Here is a 17726-nt window from a genome sequence, read left to right as displayed (position 1 = left end):
TTAAAAACCTCCTTAATATATTATTCCAACAAGTCGGGCCACAAGGGGATCCAATCTCTCGTGTTCATCAGCCCCACATCCAGGTAGGTCGTGAGCGTGGAACGGCTCGGATAGCCTGAAGACGATAGTTCCTGGGGTAGGGGAATACGTATTTGTAATTTATTCTGAGGAGGGCTCAAAGCCGGCGTGTTGACCAAGGAAAAAACGATTCTGCCTCCCGTGAGCGCGGCAGCTCGGGTCAACTCCACCGAGGGAGCGGTACGCGCCCATAGATCCAACTCTACCCCGTTGTTCAGACAGAAAAGAGCCAAAGCGTCCAGCTCATCCTGAGTGAAAATGATGGAGGTGTCCACGAGGACATTCGTCAGTCCGTTCCTTTGCGTAGTCCAGAGTGAGGGCAGGGCTATCCGCACGTCCGTCCCATTTTCCACCAGCAGCCCGTTCAGGGAAGAGGAAAGGATTCCCGGAGGCGCGGGTCGATGAAACACCAGAAATTCCGGATTTTTTTCTTGCTTTTCCTGCCTTTCCGATTCTTCCAGCCACACGGCGGAGGAGGGAATCGTCCTGTTGTTCCAAACGACGTGAACCACCAGGGTTGTCCTTTTTGAGTACATGGGGAATGGCGACGAGAGAGTAGCGTCCAGAATGAAACTTTCCCTGTTCTGTTCCCGAGTAATCCTGGGGTTAGCAACGTTCAAGAAACCCAAGGCGGCGTTTACGTGAGGAAGTGAGATGCCTTTCCATAATGTGGAAGCGGCAATATCCAGGCAGTACACGTTTCCGTCGGAGGAGCTGAAAAGCGTCCATCCGTTTTCGAGGCCGCTCTCCATCGGGTCGCCAGCCTCGGCCGTCCGGTCCCGAAAGTCAACAGAGATTCTGAAAAGATTTCCATCCTCGTTGATAACGAAAAGTTCCCCTAGGGCGGACCAGGAGACGTCTCGAGGTCGGGGAATCTCGACGGAAAAAAAGTCGCGCCTGTTCACCGCGTTAAAAAAATAAACTTTCCCATTTCCGCGGTCCGCTATCGCCAACCAGGGACCATAAGCCGCCAGTCCCACAGGCTCGAAGAGCAAAGCATCCTCTGGCGGCGCCCAAGCTCCCGTGTTCTTCAAGTCGGTCAATGAGTAAAAACTCGTCTCGCGGACCACTGGGTCCGCCACCGCGAACTCGTTGGAGGAAAGCAACGTCACGTCCGCCACAACGTTATCCACAGTTCCTTTGTAGTCGGGCGATAAGGGGGTTCCTTCGATAGCCGTGAAGGAGTGGATGTCCCCGCTGGTGGTCACCACGTAAAAAGAATCGTCTCCCATGGGCAACATGGCAACGGGTTGTTTTATGGAAAGGCTTTCCACTCTTCGCGCGGACTTTTGGTAAAAGATTACCCGGTCGCCCAAGGTATCCGCCAGGCACAAAAACGCTCCCCAAGCGTCAGCTTTTCCCAGCCCCTTGACGCTGAAGGGTCTGAAAAACCCCAAGCCGAACTCGGTTTGAAAATCTGGATAAGAAAACTGCCACCGGGTGGAGAGGCTGGAGGTTCCCAACATTCTACGCAGCTCGCGCTGTTGCGCAATGGCGTAGGAGAGTATCCGGGGTGCCGTAAAGTCCATCGGGCGAACTTCCAGGTAGTAGTCCAGCGCCTCCCGTCCCGCAGCGTAGTCTCCGGTCCGGTTCATGACCAGGCCTTTCAGAAGGTAGTAGTCCACCAGATAAGTATTGGCTCTCAAGGCACGATCCAGATAATCCGAAGCTCCCCAGTAATCTCGGTTCAAGAGGCGCGTGTAGGCCTCGGTGAAGTAACGTTCCGATTCGTCCAACTGAGCACGGGGCAACTCCGCCGCGGAAGCGGGGAAAGCGACGTGGGAAAAAAGATAAATAACAATCGCAACCTGTACGAAAATAGAAGCACAATTTGAGGTCTTCGTTTTGATCTCCCCGTTCAAAGTCTTTGAAAACTTTCCTATATAGGATAACACAATGAATCGTTTTTTGCGGGCGTTGATTCTCGTAAACAAAAATAAGGAGCATGGACAACCTTTCCATACTCCGGTCCTTTCAGCGTACTAATGCCTGCTTATAACGAGTAAATACATTTCACATAGTATTTCTTCGACTATGAAATCAAAGAAAAAACTGAACCTCGCAAAGCTCGCGGAAATATTCCATAAGCGCTGTTGTAGTTCTGATTTACAACTTCCATTTTACAACTTCCATTTTTGGTTATTGTTTTTTCAGCGATATGCCGTTCATTTTCTCATAGTAAAGTCCGAGAGCGCCATGATCAAGGGTATCGTGACCGTTATTGGCCAAATTCTGCATCATTTCCATCACTTGAGCGCTGAGCGGCATGGAGTTATGAAGAGCATGGCCCGTCTCCAGAATATTGTTTAAGTCCTTAATGTGCAGATTGACGCGAAATCCCGGAGCGTAATGCCCTTCAAACATGCGCGGCGCCTTGTCTTCAAGACACTGGCTACCTGCAAGCCCTTTTCTGATGGCCTCGAAAACTTTCCGGGGATCGACGCCCGCCTTTTCCGCGAGGCTCATTCCCTCGGCGACGGCGGCGATGTTGACAGCCACTATTGTTTGGTTTACCAACTTGGTGATCTGTCCCGCGCCGCTTTCCCCCACCAAGGTGACGCTTACGCCCATTTTTTCGAGAATGGGTTTAACCTTCTCGAACGTCGCTTCTTTTCCCCCGACCATGATGGCGAGGGTTCCCTTCTCGGCCTTTTCCTGTCCTCCGCTGACTGGCGCGTCGATCATATCGACCCCTTTCTCAGCCAATAGCGTGGAAAGTTCACGGCTGACCAAAGGAGCGATAGAACTCATATCCACGACGATTTGTCCCTTGCGGCAACCTTCGGCGACGCCGTTCTTACCCGCGACGACTTCCCTGACATGAGGCGAATTCGGCAGCATAGTGACGATAACGTCACCGCTCTGCTCCGCCACCTCACGAGGAGAGGTTGCGCAAGTTGCCCCGTCTGCGACTAACGCCTCGACCGCCTCTTTCACAACATCGAAAACGACCAGCGAATAGCCCGCTTTGATGAGATTCTTGGCCATGGGTTTTCCCATAATGCCCAAGCCGATAAAGCCGATCTTGCTCACGTCAATGCACTCCTTTAATATAGATTAGTTCTTCCAAACTTCCGGGTTGACGAGATCCATGGGTCTCTTGCCCGATAACGCCGCGACAAAGTTTTCCGCGGCTTTGCGCGCCATTCCGTCTCGTGCTGCCTTGCTGGCACTTCCGATGTGAGGCACGGTCGTGATATTGGAGAGGGTGAGGAGCGGGTCGTCCAATGACACGGGCTCTTTTACAAAAACGTCGAGCCCCGCGCCCCAGATCCACTTTTCGGAGCAGGCTTTGTAGAGAGCGGTTGGGTCGACCAAAGAACCGCGGGCCGCATTGATGAGAATGGCGGTCTTTTTCATCATACGCAGTTCTTTTTCGCCAATGAGGTTTCTCGTCTGCTCGTTCAGAAGACAGTGTAGTGTGACAAAATCGCTTTCCCGCAAAAGTTCGTCTATGGGAGTATACTTCGCGCCCAGGTCTTTTTCCGCGTCGGGCCGCCGCACGGCGTCAAAATAGAGAACGTTCATATCGAAGCCTTTTGCCCGTTTGGCCACAGCCTGTCCGATTTTGCCCATACCGATCACGCCCAGGGTGCTGCCGGCGACTTCCATGCCCACCAGATGATCGGGCCCCCAAACTTTCCAGTCTCCGGAACGCAAGAAGTTACTGGCTTCGACAAACCTGCGTGCGCTCGCCAGTATCAGGGCGAAAGTCAGGTCCGCCGTCGCGGGTGTGAGAACGTCGGGCGTGTTGGTGACACATATTCCTCGCTTGGTAGCCGCGACCACGTCGATGTTGTCGTAGCCCACCCCATAGTTGCTGACGACCTTCAGCTTGGGAGCGGCGGAGAATAGTTCCTCATCCACACGAATCGGAGGCCATGACACAAGACCTTCCATGTCCGCTAGGTCGCGCAGTAATTCGTCTCGTACCGGAGCGCCTTCTTTCTCCCAAATCTTATAGTCCACCTTGCCCCGAAGAACCTTCAATCCCGCTTCTTGAATCGGCAAACCCACGTAAGCCTTCGGTAAAGACATATCACACCATCCCTTTTATGATTTTAAGAGTCATTCATTTTTTCGAGGATGACCTCCATCGCGGTGATATCCTCCGACTGCTGCGCCGCCATAAAGGCTACCGAGACTTCTGGCCTTTAATAGGCCTTGAATAGACAGACAGACCTTCAATAGGCCTTTAATAGACAGATCTTTAATAGGCCTTTAATAGATAGGCCTTCAATAAGCCTTGGCAAAGATGGTCTTTCTGCCTTCCCTGCCAGTGAGGACGCATTTGCCCGTGGACGTGTCGCCCAAAGGGACGCAACGCGGGGTCGCGCCCCCGGTTTCGTCCTTGACGCGGCGCTCGTCCTCAGGAGTTCCCGCGAAGTAAGCCTCGACGAACCCTCCCTTTTCCTCCAGTGCCGCTTTCAGTTCGTCGTAACTCGACGCGAAAGACGTGTTCTTTTCTCGGAAGGCTTTGGCTTTGGCGTACAGAGATGCCTGGATGTCGTCCAGGATCTTTGTGACAGTGGGGATGAGGGCATCCTGGGCAATGTTGAATTTTTCTCCGCTATCCCGCCGCACGGCTCGGACCGTCCCGGCTTTCATGTCTTTTTCGCCGAACTCCAAACGCAGGGGTACCCCTTTTTGTAGATGATAAAAGAAACGGTCCCCCGGCCTCATGTGGAACTGAGTATCAACGGTAGTGTAGAGACCGCCCATAGCGTCATTCAGGCGCGTGGAGAACTCCTTGGCCCTCGGCAGCAGTTCCTCCTCCAGAAGATGTGCGTCTGTGCCGATGGGCAAGATCGCCGCCTTTGTCGGGGCAACTCTGGGAGGCAACACCAGACCGTCGTCGTCTGAGTGGGTCATGATGATGGCGCCAATCAGGCGAGTGGATACGCCCCAACTGGTGGTCCAGCATTCCTCTAAGTCCCCCGCCTTGTTCTGAAAGCGGATGTCGAAGGCGCGCGCGAAATTCTGCCCTAGAAAATGGCTGGTTCCAGCTTGCAGCGCTTTTGTGTCACTCATCATCGTCTCACAGGTGTAGGTGTCGACCGCTCCAGGGAAGCGCTCTCCCGGTGTTTTCTCCCCTGGCACCACGGGCAGAGCCAGAACATCCTCCATCACTTGCCTGTACACCTCCAACATGCGCAGGGTCTCCTCCCGCGCTTCCTGGGAGGTTGCGTGGGCGGTGTGTCCCTCCTGCCACAGGAACTCCGATGTCCGCAGAAAAAGGCGGGGGCGTTTCTCCCACCGCATGATGTTGCACCACTGGTTGATCAGAATGGGCAGATCTCGCCAGGATTGGATCCACTTGCTGTACATGTGCCCGATGACGGTCTCCGACGTGGGGCGAATGGCGAAAGGTTCTTCTAGTTCTTCGCCGCCCGCGTGGGTGACCATGGCGCACTCCGGCGCGAAGCCCTCCACGTGCTCGGCCTCTTTCTCCAGAAAAGAGTTTGGGATCAAGAGCGGGAAGTAGGCGTTAACATGCCCGGTGCGTTTGAACGCGTCGTCGAAATACCGTTGCACCGACTCCCATATGGAGTAGCCCGTGGGACGAATCACCATGCAACCGCGAACTGGCGCGTAATCCGCCAACTCGGCCACTTTGATGACGTCGAGATACCACTGCGAATAATCCGTATCGCGCGAAGTAATGTTACGAGCCATATTTACCGACACCTTCCATCTATGTCTACCATTTTATGTCTATCATCTATGTCTACCATCCTATGTCTACCATCTATGTCTATCATCCTATGTCTAGCTTAGGGCAAAGGATAGTGGTCCCAAATGGGAACCCCTAGGAAAAACCCAAAACGAAATTGCTCGCTGCCATACATCGCCGCCAATTTAACGTTGATGATATTGTTGGGGATACTGAACGCTAACCCCACCTCCCAGGGCGCGGCTATTTTTGCGTACTCCTTGTCCATAGCGTAACCGTAACTGGCGAAAACCTCCGTGGCCACAATGCCCCATATACTCCGTTGCAGGACGCGGCGGAAGGCGATATTGGCCCATAACATACGCTCTGCCTCGATGGGGTGTTTCGCGATGGAATACACTTCCTCTGTGGCTCCCAGGTAAACGCCGTGTCCCTCCGTGCCCGTGTCGCCCTCCGCGTACCCCAACCGCAGGTAAGTTCGCCACATGGGCCCTACTTCCAGAGGCTTGAAGTAGGTGATCCGGTACAGGATTTCGTCGGTGTCAGGCCACCAGACGTTCAAACGCCAAGCCTGCCCTTCAGTAGGATCGCCTGGGATATCCAGGGTATCATAGGCCGCGAAAAAGGTGGGGCCCACAGAATCGGAGTCGTTATGACCTTCGATATGCTCATAGGCCATACCTACCCCCATACGCACACTCCCCGCCCTGAAAAGATATTGACCTCCGAAGGCATAGCGTTCCCAGTCTCGCTTGCCTTCATTGAACGTGTCCATTTTCCACTTTTGAGCGGCCAGGGTGACTTCCCAAGAACTCAGAGGTTCTGGGGCCGTCAAATAAGTCAAGTCAAAACCCCATTGATCGCCTATCCGAGCGACCCCCCGCAGGGAGTCTAGCTCATTAAACACGCCTCGCGCCGTTCCTTTGAGGTAAAGCCAACGATAAGGATCTAAGTTAGTGGCGTATCCCGAAAACCCCAACTCTAGCTTGGGATTTCTGCGAACGTCGAGCACCAGGAGGACCTTGTCGTTGTCCAGATGCTGAAGATTGTAGTCCACCGTAGCGATATCCGGCGCCGCCATGAGCCGTTCTACGACCTCCCCCACGTCCTCAGCGTCGAAGGGTTTGCCCACCCAGCGCAAAAATTGCTTGCGCAACTGTTCATTAAGAGGATCTGGCAGTCCTTCGATGAGCACGTCTTGGACAATGGAAGGTTTCGAGGGCGTTCGAGGTTTTAAAATCGCGTCGGGCGCGCTGTCCGACAGAGCCCTGATTTTATCGATAGCGTTGAGGGCCGCTTCCCTTCCCCGCTGAATGATATCGTTTGTGAAATTGTCGGCCAAAAAAGAAAATTCTTGCACCCGAGGAACTATGAGGAGGTCGGCGTGCTGAACTTCCTCTTCTGTGGTGCGTCGCATGACAATGGTCAACGCTTGGTCAATGACATCCACAAAGGTGTCGATAGAACGGTCTTTCGAGGGAACATCCGAGACATCAACACCAATAACCGGAACACCAGGGAAAAGCTCTTTAGCCGTATCAATGGGCAGATTGGAGACCAACCCTCCGTCCACCAAGAGGCGTCCGTCGATTTCCCAGGGTTCAAAAAGGGCGGGAATCGACATCGAAGCCCGCATCGCGGAAGGCAAGCTGCCCGATCGCAGGACGACCTTCTCGCCGGTTCGGATGTCTGCCGCGACGGCCGCGTAGGGGATGGGAAGTTCGCTGAAATCCGTAGCGTCGATGTTTCTCAACAATTGTCCGTAGTACTGAAACAGCTTGTCTCCCGTCAGTATCCCTAAAGGGCCGCCGCGTTTCCCTGACTGTTTTTTGTAAGTGAGAGTCGAGACCGTGCTCATTTTCGCCCGCCGGTCATCTCCAGTAAAGACGAACATGGGACCCGTATTTTCCGACAAGAGGGCGGGCAAGTCGAGCTCCCTGATAATTTCACGCAACGCTTTCGCGCGGTAGCCGCTGGCGTTCAACGCCCCGATGAGGGAACCGATACTGGTTCCCACGATGCCGACAACGGGGATCCCCTGTTCTTCCAACACCTCAATGACGCCAATATGAGCGAAACCTCGCGTGCCTCCTCCGGACAGCGCTAGAACCACCCCGGCCTCTGTGGCGAAGGGCGTCATGAAACATAGTAGAAGCGAGAATCCCCAAAACACACGCGAAATCTTTTTCATTTGCACCCCTCCTCGTCCGAATACGTTATACGCTAAAAAAACGAGCGGCGGTCTCTTTCATAAGAGAACCCCCGCCTCTGTCACGTCATTTCTTCCAAACCGGCCAAATACCCTGCTATAACGTCACGTTTCGGCGTTGCATCAACTGGCGTTGAAAGACAATACCAAGTAGAGAGTCCCCGCAGGCTGCAATACAAAAGGCAACGTAAAACATTTAATTCCAGGGGACTGATTCGGCACGTTTTGAATATTCTCTCCTGCAATGAGTTGGGGGGGAGTGACGTCCACGCCAGCCAGAGCGGCTTGAATCAAAGCACGTCCACTGACCATATTAGAAAGTTCGCCGACAACGCTCATCGCTACAGAATCATTCTTGTTGGGAACGATCATACCTCCTGACATGGCAGTGACGACGGCTTTGAAGCCATCCTCGTTCAACATGATGATCACCGTTCCTTGCACTCCGCTGCCCACAATGCCGATCAAAGACACGGCGCAGATATTGGATACTTTCACTCCCTGAGAAACCTGAGCTTTGTTCAACGCGACTTCAAGGCCGACCTCACGTCCCACAGAAATCAGAGATGAACCAAATGTATTAACGAGAACGGCTAATTTATCCATATCGGCCATCATTGACTACTCCCTTCCAACCCTCGACTTCGCTTTTCAGAAGTTTGTACAATCCTTCAAAATTACGTTTCTCCTGCAAAAACGGGAGCTCTAATGCTCCGTAGGGCGATCGACCACGCAGCCAAATCATCCACTTTTCTTGGAGGAATCCATAACGACCGCGGCAAACATTTTTGCCACCAAGTAGGGCTATGAAAACGCCAGTAAAGATCACGGGCTGTCAATGTCGTACCCTTTTCTTCAATCAAAACTATCTTCAAATCAAATCGCGCAAACCACGACTCTATCTCTCGGCTACCAGTTCCATTTCCCAAAGCAACATATCCCAAGCCCACTTTACGCACAAAAGACTGTCGTTCGCGCGTCCAAACCGCAAGCTCTTTTTCCCATTCATTGGCAGGGCGGTTCAACGCTTTTAGAAACACATCCAACTCAGATACAAGACATATCCCCGACAAGATCAGGCTACCTTTGGATGTTGTCAATGCCCATCCTATTTTATTTCGCCCCGGGTCCACGCCCATGATCATTTTTCCACTCAAACTGTCCGCTGTTCCGTCAAGATCAATAAGATCAATAAGATCACTCATTTTCCTAAATATCTCATCAGTCTATCATTTCTCGACGCAAGTGACAGATTCCCATTTATCCAACAACCACATCCACTGTTCAGGATATTCCTCAATCCATCCGCTTAAAGTATTATTACATATTTTCAACGACTTTTCCATATTAACCCCAAAAGGATTGCCTTCTTCGTCAGGAAGGTCGCTTAAAATCCTTTGGATATGAACAGTATGGCGGATTCCATCGGGATCTCTCAAAGCCACCACGGGCACCACAGGCGAGCCGAACCTGCGGTGCATTTTGATGATCCCCGTGGCGCTGCTGGCAGGCACTCCCAAAAAAGGAACGATGATCCCCTCTTTCCTGGCGTCCAGGTCTTGCAAAACAGTCAAGACATCTCCGTTGCGAAGAGCGCGAAAAGCTTCCCGCAAAGCAAAACCCTTGCTAGGAACCATTTTCATTTTCGATCCATCGGCGCGTAAGTGGGCAACCCAATCTTCCACGCCGACTGTGTTGCGTTGGGGCGTATAAATAGGTGTTATCGCGTATCCTTCCATCACCATTCGAGCGCCTGCCAACTCCCAGTTACCCATATGAGCCGTCATAAGCAGGGCGCCTTTGCCCCGTCCGAGGGCTTCGTCGAGGTGTTCCTTGCCCTCGATCGAAACCAGGGAGGGTAACCGTAAACGAAGTTTCGGCAGCCGCACGAACTCCACGACAGAGCGTCCCATGTTGGCGTAGGATCTTCTCACGATTTTTCTTGCTATCGTCACCCCTACCCCCAAAGCGGACACACAGCGCGCCTCGGCCTTGTCCACCTTGCGTTTGCTGAAGGCCCAAATCGCTATCCCCAAAAACGAGCCCAACCTCGTGGCCGCAACATGAGGTAACAGGTTGAAAAAAGCGACGACACTTGACAATAAGTGTTTGCTCAACGCGCTGTTCAACTTTCCCAGTTTTTGAGGCATCGGCGACCGTTGCAAATCTAGGGTTTTGCCTAGAGGGCTACCTTTCCGATAGTTCCAGAAGGATCCCTCCGGTGGCCGAGGGGTGGATAAAAGCGATTTTAGCCCCTCCCGCGCCCGGTCGCGGCTTCTCGTCGATCAATCGGATGCCTTGAGCTTTTAGTTCATCCAGGGATTTTTGGACGTCATCCACCCGTATGGCCAGGTGGTGGATTCCCTCACCTTTTTTCTCGATAAACTTCGCCACGGGGCTGTCGTCCGCTGTAGGTTCCAGCAATTCCACCTCTGTGTCTCGCACGGGAAGAAACGCCGTCTTGACCTTTTGCGCCGCCACTTCCTCGACGCCAGCGCACTTGATCGACAGAGTTTTTTCCCAGAATTTTAATGATTCTTCGATGTTTTTCACCGCTACCCCTATATGATCGATTACTATCGGATTCATCAATTTTTCCCCCTCTTCTTCTTTTCTTCTTCTTACCTTTATCTTCGTTTATTTTGCCCCTACTCCGGAAGATGCTTTGGCGCGGCCCCAATACAAACTTCCGACAATTACTTCCATATCTTACCCGATTTTACCTCTGGCGTCGCCGTATATCGTCGTAAGAAATCACTCAGTGGGAATATAGTGTCTCTTGACGCGGAGGTGCGCCACGAAACCCACGCAACACATGACGAGTAACATCGTGTAGGGGGCGACGTAAGATCCCGTCCAAGCGAACAAGAGCCCGGTGATGTAGGGTCCCACAAAAGACGAAAACAGGACGTAGGTATTCAGAATGCTCAAATTCATGGCGAAATACCGTTGCCCGTAGACCTTGTCGATGAACCCCGCATTGCAAGGAACATTGCTGCCGTAAAAAAAACCGCCTAAGATGTAACCTGCCGTCAAAATCATGATCGATTCCCTTACGGCTGCGAAAATCAAAACGCTGATCGCCAGAGCTGTTCCCCAAATACCGATCAAAAGCGTCCTTCGGCTGCCGATTCTGTCGAAAACAACGCCCCCCACAACCCGACCCAAACCGTTAAATATGGAAATGAGCCCTCCAATGGTGGCCGCGACCACGGAGTCCTGGGCGATGGAATAAGCGAAGGGAACCGCGTTTCCCAGCATGGCCAGTCCGATAGACGCAACCAACATGCCCCTTGAGTAATAGGCATAAAAGGTACTGTCCCTTAGCATTTCTTGGGGTAGAAAGTCTCTTTCCCCCTTGGCCCGGTCACCTAGATCGGTTTGTCCCGCGGGAGCGTTTTTCGTGTTCAACGCCATCAGCAAAATCAAAAAGGCCAATCCCGTCCCCAGTGCCACAAAAGTCCCGCGCCAGCCCACAGCCTCCATTATGACGACGGCGACGCTGCCCAAAAGAGATCCGCCAAAGCCGAAGCCCATTAACAGAACTCCAGAAACCAACCCCGTTCGGTCCGGGAACCATGACAGGGTAGCGCTCAACAAAGTATTATAACCAGCGCCGACTCCCAAACCGCATAGGACGCCGTAAAAAATATAGAGTTCCAACAAACTCCGTATTTGAGAGGTCAAGAGAAACCCCACCAAAATGAATCCTGCGGAGAGGAGCATCACCTGCCGCGGGGTTTTGCTTTTCAACAACCTGCCTGACAGCAGGCCGCCCAAGCAAAAAAACGCCATGCAAATGGAAAAATTCAAAGATGTTTGAGAACGAATCCAGCCAAATTCCGACTCCAAAGGCCCTACAAACACGCTCCAAGCGTAGATCAACCCTAAAAACAAAAACCCAACCAGCGCGTTAGCGACATAAAACCATCTTTTTCTCATTCCCGATCTCCGCTCCATGACTCACCGCGCAACTCGACCTTCTCCAACTCCAACTCCAACTCCAACTCCAACTGAGCGATGATAACCCTACTTTCTTTTATAAAGGTGATTGTAGCGTATCGATGCGTGTTTTGAAATGTATCTTGAAGCTGTCAAGCATCAGTGAAAATGTCCGGTTGTATTACCAGAAAGTTCCCGGTGTGGTGTTCAACGTATACCGGTTATCAGTTCTTGCTATCAGTCCCTGTTATTGGGAATTTGCATTGAGTTTGTTCATATATCAAAGATACAGTAGGTCTCTTGACATGGGTCTCTTTTTTTGTGGGAATTGAGATCAAATGACCACAGCAAGTATATTTTTAGCAATCGGTATATTTCTTTTTTCATACTGGGATACCTTTGACCTTCCAGATCGTCTATAATTGACGTACCAGGTTTTCTTCCCCGATGCGCCGATAGAGAGCCTCACATGTGCGCCTGCTTCGGAGTACCGTTTGGGGAATATATCTTAAACTCATTTTTTTGATTTTTCGTTTTCAACAGACGGAAGAAAAGGAGGTTGGCGTGATGTACAAACCGATACTTGTAGCCAAAGATACGTGGTGGGTGGGAGTCAACGATTACGAGACGGATCTTTTCGAGTCCCTCTGGCCGTTGCCCCAAGGAGTGGCCTATAACGCTTATGTGATTTTAGGAGAGAAAACGGTGGCCATCGACACGGTGAAGGGTCCTTGGTTTGACGGTTACGCTGGAAACGTGGCGGAAGTTTTAGGCGGACGTCCGCTGGACTACCTCGTCGTCAACCACATGGAACCCGACCACGCGGGGGTGATAGGGCAGTTGAAACGAGCATACCCCGGCCTCGAACTGATCGCTAACGCCAAAACCTTACCGCTGCTGAAGGGGTACCACGGCATCGAGAAAGACATCGTCCAGGTCAAGGATGGGGAGAGTTTGGACATAGGGGGACACACGTTGAGCTTTTACACCATCCCCATGCTCCACTGGCCGGAGAGCATGGTAACTTTCGACGCGACAGAGAAAATCCTTTTTTCCAACGATGCCTTTGGTGGTTATGGCGCTCACGAAGGAGGCCTTTTCGACGACGAGAAGCCTCGGTCTCGTTGGGAGGACGAAATGCTGCGCTACTACGCCACTATCGTCGCCCGGTATTCCGGCATGGTCCAGACGGCCTTGAAAAAGCTCCAGGGTCTCCAGATTGAAAAAATTTACCCCGCCCACGGCACCCTTTTCCGACATGATGTGGGACAAGTGGTGGAGCTTTACGACCTCTGGAGCAAACAGGAAACGGAGCGCGGCGTTGTGGTGGTTTACGGATCTATGTACGGCAATACCCGACGTATGGCCGAAGCGGTTTGCCAAGGTATTTCCCAGGGCGGAGTGAAGGACGTTCGCCTCTACGACGCCTCTCGTTCGGACCCGTCTCTGATCCTTCGAGACATTTGGCGGTACAAGGGTCTCGTCCTTTTGAGCTGCACGTATAACACCTTGCTTTTTCCCTCCATTGACGCGCTTTGCGTCAAATTGGTCAATCGGATGCCTAAAAATCGCGTTCTAGGTATAGCCGGCAGCTACAGTTGGAGCAAAGGCGCGTTGAACGCGCTGCGGACTTACGCCGATACCCTCAAGTTGGAGAGGGTTGGGCCCGAAGTGGAGGTCTTTACCGCTCCCACCGACACCGATCTGGAACAATGCGTCACCTTAGGTAACAACATGGCGCGCGCCACAATGTGCTTGCGCTCATAGCGCCAGCGGGCGGTTTTATGGGCTCTTGGCGGAAGTGGACGTGTTTCGGTTCGCTTCCGCCAATCGTATTTTTCGCGTTACGCCGATGTTCTCCAAGAGGTGGATGTCGTGGGAAACCACGATCAACGCCCCAGTGTATGTGTTCAGGAGCTTTTCGACCGATTCGACGGAATTCAAATCCAAGTGGTTCGTGGGCTCGTCCAGAATCAAAAGCTGGGGGGAAGGCTTCCTGTGAATGGCGCAGAGCAACATGACCTTCACGCGCTCTCCACCGCTCAAAACACCCAGAGGGAGCTTCAGTCGCTCTTGGGCGATTCCTATCTGAGCTAGCCGCGTACACGCCTCCCTCAGATCGAGATTCTCGTCCCACGAGCGCAATAGATCCACGGAGGAGCGTTTCTCGTCCATTTCGTCCACCCCGGCGAATTGGTCGAGAGTGGTATACGGCACTTTCACCTGGCAAGTTCCGGCGAGAGGCGCGATTTCTCCCTTCAGAACCCGCAGAAGCGTCGTTTTACCGCTTCCGTTGGCTCCCTCGATCGCTGCGCGCTCTGGTCCGGTCATCGTCCAGTCGATAGGGCTTCTATAGGCGCCGTAGGGCAAGACAATTCCCTCCACCCGCAGAACCACCTTCGTTGCGTGAACGAAACAGGCGGGTGGGATCAAGACTACCGCGTCCTCTACTCCGGCTTTCAGGAACGCCTCTTTTTCGGCTGTCGCAAGAGCCTCCACCTTTTCGGTTTTCAGCTTCTGAAGAGCGCCCGCAGTCTTTTCGGCCGACCCTCTCATAGCGTGGAGCATCACCTTGGGCATCCCTATGTTGACGGCGCTCTTCCTGCCCTGGGCCGCGCGATGCCTCTGACGCTCGACTGCAGCCTGTAGCTCGGATTTCATACACTTGCGCTCTGTCTTAGCGTGCTCCAGACGGGACAAATCCGCCTGATGCTCCCGCTCCTTCGATTCTCTGTAAAAGGTATAGTTGCCTCCGTAGCTTTTGAGTCCATGAGACGACAGCTCCACGACGCGCTCCATCCGTCCCAAAAGCTCCCGGTCGTGACTAACCACCAAAAGCCCCTTCTTCCAGGTCTCCAGATACGCCATAAGGGTCCTCCTGTTGGGAACGTCCAGGTGGTTGGTAGGCTCATCCAAAATCAAAAAATCCGCCCTCGAAAGAAAAGCTCCCACAAGGGCGACTCGCGTGCATTCCCCGCCGCTCAGCCTGGAGGTGGGCGTGTCAGGCGTCAAATAATCCAGTCCCGCCGCGCAAAGCTCTTGACCAGCGCGTTCCTCGGCGTCCCAGTTGCCATCAGCTAGATCGAAATCTTGCGGGTTTGACTCACCTTTTTCGACGCGCCGAACCGCGTTTAAAACCTCCGATATTTGCGCCAGATCGGCCACAGTTCCAAAAACCGACGGGTCCGTCATCTGATCGAGGTAGAAAACAGAGCCGTTCCGCAGGACGCTGCCGGAGGAAGGGAGAAGGAGTCCCGCCATGAGCTTTGCCAGCATAGTCTTGCCCACGCCGTTACGGCCCACCAAGGCGGCGAGTTCCTTCCCAAAACTTTCGTTCAGGTTCTCTAAAAGTCTTCGTCCATCCGGCAAAATGTAAGAAAGATCACGCAATGAAATATTCGGTGTAACAACAGACATCCAAGAATCCTCGATATTCAGATTTTCAGGTATTCAGATTTTCAGAAGCAAAATCATTATTCAGAAGCAAAACCGTTATTTCAAAAGCAAACCGCAGGGGATTCGTCCTCTGAACGGTTACAATTTTCTTTTAATTTGTTAATATTAATCTATATTTATTAATATTAATCTATATACGATAACTTTTCAATCGTTCCCGTTCGGCCTCCAAGACCTTTGTTTTCGCGATAAGACGTTCTTTTCCCTCCTCGATTTGAACAGCGACCTGAGAAAAAGCCGTCCCGCCATAGGTCTTTCGTCTGGCTACGCTTTCCTCCAGGTTGAGGATCGAGAAGATGTCCGGCCCCACCTCCGGGATTTTCTCCTGCCATTCGGCGAGGGTCAGCCCCGTCAATGGCTTTTGGCTCTCCAGGCAATATTTGACGAGTTGCCCCATCTTCCAATGGGCGTCACGGAAGGGCAATCCTTTTACAACCAGATACTCGGCCACGTCGGTGGCCAACGTCAGGGCAAAGCCTTTTTCCAGCCCGGCCCGCGCCGACGCTTCGTTCACCTCTGTCTTGGCGATCAAGGGCGGCAGGACCTCCAAAACCAGATCCACCGTTCCCAGGGAGGCGAACAACCCCCGCTTGTCCTCTTGAAGGTCTCGGTCATAGGTCATGGGGAGCCCCTTCAGCGTGATCAGCAGGTCCATCATATGCCCTAAAACTTGCCCGGTCTTGCCCCGTACCAGCTCCAGCACGTCGGGGTTCTTCTTTTGGGGCATGATGCTAGATCCCGTGCAGAAAGAGTCGGGAAGTTTCAACCAGCCAAACTCCTGAGAGGTGTAGAGGATCATGTCCTCGGCCATGCGCCCCGCGTGAACAGCGAAGAGTCCGGCGAAGTGGTGGTAATCGGCCATGTAATCCCTCTGAGCCACGGTGTCTAAGCTGTTGCGGGTAGGGTGCCCGAAGCCTAGAAGCCGAGAGGTCATCCCTCGATCCAGGGGCAGAGTGGAACCCGCCAGAGCCCCAGCCCCCAGGGGACACTCGTCCAGGGAGGCAAGCGCGAACTCCAACCGGCCATAGTCCCGCAGAAACGCCTCAAACCAGGCCATCCAATAGTGCCCCAGGGAAATGGGCTGGGCTTGTTGGAGATGAGTATATCCCGAAACTACCGTGTTTTGGTGCCGTTCTGCCCGGTCCAGGAGAGCCCCCAGAAGGGAAAGCAGGGCAGTCTGCAAGTCTAGAAGGCGATCCCTGAGGTAGAGGCGTATCGTGGTCGCGACTTGGTCGTTGCGGCTTCGTCCGGTGTGAAGTTTCGCGCCCACTGGGCCTAGAAGCTCGATGAGGCGGTTTTCCACGTTCATGTGCACGTCTTCGAGCTGTTCGGAGGGCTCCAGCTCCCCACTGCGAATCTCGCGGCGAATCGCGTTCAGGCCGTCCTCGATCTGTTGTGCCTCATCGCCTGAGAGCAATCCCACAGCTCCCAACATGCGCGTGTGGGCCACGCTGCCCCGGATGTCGTGGTCGTAAAGCCTCCAATCCAGGTCCAGTGACTGGGTAAATTTCAGCACCACCTGAGCGGTTTCCTCCTCAAAACGTCCTTTCCACATCGTTGCGTTACCCCCTTCTTGCGTTAGCGACCTTTGCAAATCTCTACCAAGCGGCCGTCGCAATCTTGTCCCAAGCCTTGATCTTCGAGCCATGGGCGTCCCGGGTGACGACGCAGCGCCAGCCAAGACGCGACCTGTAAGTGAATACATTTTACACGCGCGGGTTCTCCTCTCGATCTGTATTGGATGCCTCCCACACCGCCCCGATAAAGGAGATCTAGGGTACTAGGCTCGAACCGGCGCAGAAAACCCGACATAGACCGAGGCAGTAGAGCAATCCTCGTCCGTTGATGATCCATGTTGAAAGCAATCCACTCTCGATATGCGTAGCGTTCGATCCAGCGCTCCAATTCCCGGACTCCACCCTTGGACTCCGCTGTACCGGCCATCCGCACAAGCCAGGGGCAAGTCAGCCAGAAGGACGTGGGGAAAGGGGTAAATAATCGTTCAAACCCCTTTCGTTCGATTTCCAACGGATAAGGGTTTGCGTTGGGGGCTTCAGGAGAAGCAGTGAAGCCGCTTTTGGTCGATAAGCAGGCGACCGGCGAGCAAAGCGGATCGTGTCGATTGCTTAGTTTTTTCATCAAACGGACTCCGTCCCCCTGAGTTTGAATCTTTAAGGGCGCGCAGAGAATCACGCGTGGACATCCCAACCGGCATCGGCTCGCTGTACCCAAGACCAAGTTGGGATCGAATTTGCGTCCTTTTGTCTGCCGTGAAACGGAGAAAAAATCGAGTGGTCGCGCCTCTTCATAAAAAAAGGGGAGGCTCTTGCCCCCCAAATCTACAATCTTCAATCGAGTTTTCATCTG

The 17726-nt window shown here is 53.1% G+C and carries 14 protein-coding genes; 1 reads left to right on the top strand and 13 read right to left on the bottom strand.

The window, feature by feature from the left end; all coding sequences use genetic code 11:
• Window positions 1-20 precede the first annotated feature (20 nt).
• The 10 genes from LBJ36_11340 to LBJ36_11295 all read right to left on the bottom strand — a co-directional run bounded on the left by LBJ36_11340 (window position 21) and on the right by LBJ36_11295 (window position 11903).
• A complete protein-coding gene (locus LBJ36_11340; GenBank protein ID MDR1379625.1) occupies window positions 21-1973 on the bottom strand; it encodes a hypothetical protein in 1953 nt (650 codons plus the stop codon).
• Between the two features lie 244 nt (window positions 1974-2217).
• Complete coding sequence (gene garR / locus LBJ36_11335; protein MDR1379624.1) at window positions 2218-3111, bottom strand: 2-hydroxy-3-oxopropionate reductase; 894 nt, start codon at window positions 3109-3111, stop codon at window positions 2218-2220.
• Window positions 3112-3135: 24 nt separating this feature from the next.
• The gene (locus tag LBJ36_11330; protein MDR1379623.1) at window positions 3136-4116 is read right to left on the bottom strand and encodes a D-glycerate dehydrogenase; all 981 of its coding nucleotides are present in this window, start codon (window positions 4114-4116) and stop codon (window positions 3136-3138) included.
• Window positions 4117-4314: 198 nt separating this feature from the next.
• Window positions 4315-5754, bottom strand: a complete 1440-nt coding sequence (gene proS, locus LBJ36_11325; GenBank protein ID MDR1379622.1) for a proline--tRNA ligase — start codon at window positions 5752-5754, stop codon at window positions 4315-4317.
• Between the two features lie 98 nt (window positions 5755-5852).
• Window positions 5853-7943, bottom strand: coding sequence for a patatin-like phospholipase family protein (locus LBJ36_11320; protein MDR1379621.1), 2091 nt, complete (start codon window positions 7941-7943; stop codon window positions 5853-5855).
• A gap of 141 nt (window positions 7944-8084) precedes the next feature.
• The gene (locus LBJ36_11315; protein ID MDR1379620.1) at window positions 8085-8579 is read right to left on the bottom strand and encodes a chemotaxis protein CheX; all 495 of its coding nucleotides are present in this window, start codon (window positions 8577-8579) and stop codon (window positions 8085-8087) included.
• Window positions 8580-8638: 59 nt separating this feature from the next.
• Complete coding sequence (locus LBJ36_11310) at window positions 8639-9166, bottom strand: endonuclease (GenBank protein ID MDR1379619.1); 528 nt, start codon at window positions 9164-9166, stop codon at window positions 8639-8641.
• A 24-nt stretch (window positions 9167-9190) separates the two neighbouring features.
• Window positions 9191-10111 (bottom strand): lysophospholipid acyltransferase family protein, encoded by a 921-nt coding sequence (locus LBJ36_11305; protein MDR1379618.1) that lies wholly within the window; start codon window positions 10109-10111, stop codon window positions 9191-9193.
• A 37-nt stretch (window positions 10112-10148) separates the two neighbouring features.
• The gene (gene mce / locus LBJ36_11300; protein MDR1379617.1) at window positions 10149-10550 is read right to left on the bottom strand and encodes a methylmalonyl-CoA epimerase; all 402 of its coding nucleotides are present in this window, start codon (window positions 10548-10550) and stop codon (window positions 10149-10151) included.
• 165 nt (window positions 10551-10715) lie between these two features.
• Entirely contained in the window at window positions 10716-11903 is a 1188-nt protein-coding gene (locus LBJ36_11295) for an MFS transporter (protein MDR1379616.1), read from the bottom strand.
• A 567-nt stretch (window positions 11904-12470) separates the two neighbouring features.
• Here LBJ36_11295 and LBJ36_11290 point away from each other — a divergent pair.
• Window positions 12471-13670, top strand: coding sequence for an FprA family A-type flavoprotein (locus LBJ36_11290; protein MDR1379615.1), 1200 nt, complete (start codon window positions 12471-12473; stop codon window positions 13668-13670).
• A gap of 15 nt (window positions 13671-13685) precedes the next feature.
• Here the strand turns inward: LBJ36_11290 and LBJ36_11285 are convergent, their stop codons facing one another.
• The 3 genes from LBJ36_11285 to LBJ36_11275 form a co-directional block, all read right to left on the bottom strand.
• Window positions 13686-15320 carry an ATP-binding cassette domain-containing protein gene (locus tag LBJ36_11285; GenBank protein MDR1379614.1) on the bottom strand — a complete coding sequence of 545 codons (1635 nt, stop codon included), beginning with the start codon at window positions 15318-15320 and terminating at the stop codon, window positions 13686-13688.
• A 169-nt stretch (window positions 15321-15489) separates the two neighbouring features.
• Complete coding sequence (gene argH / locus LBJ36_11280) at window positions 15490-16914, bottom strand: argininosuccinate lyase (protein MDR1379613.1); 1425 nt, start codon at window positions 16912-16914, stop codon at window positions 15490-15492.
• A gap of 23 nt (window positions 16915-16937) precedes the next feature.
• Window positions 16938-17723: a DUF501 domain-containing protein gene (locus tag LBJ36_11275; protein ID MDR1379612.1), complete on the bottom strand. Its 786-nt coding sequence runs from the start codon at window positions 17721-17723 to the stop codon at window positions 16938-16940.
• Between the last annotated feature and the right edge of the window lie 3 nt (window positions 17724-17726).

The sequence above is a fragment of the Synergistaceae bacterium genome, from assembly GCA_031267575.1.
Taxonomy (GTDB): domain Bacteria; phylum Synergistota; class Synergistia; order Synergistales; family Aminobacteriaceae; genus JAIRYN01.
Note: the sequence above shows the minus strand (reverse complement) of the source record. Positions and strands in the feature narration are given on the sequence as shown.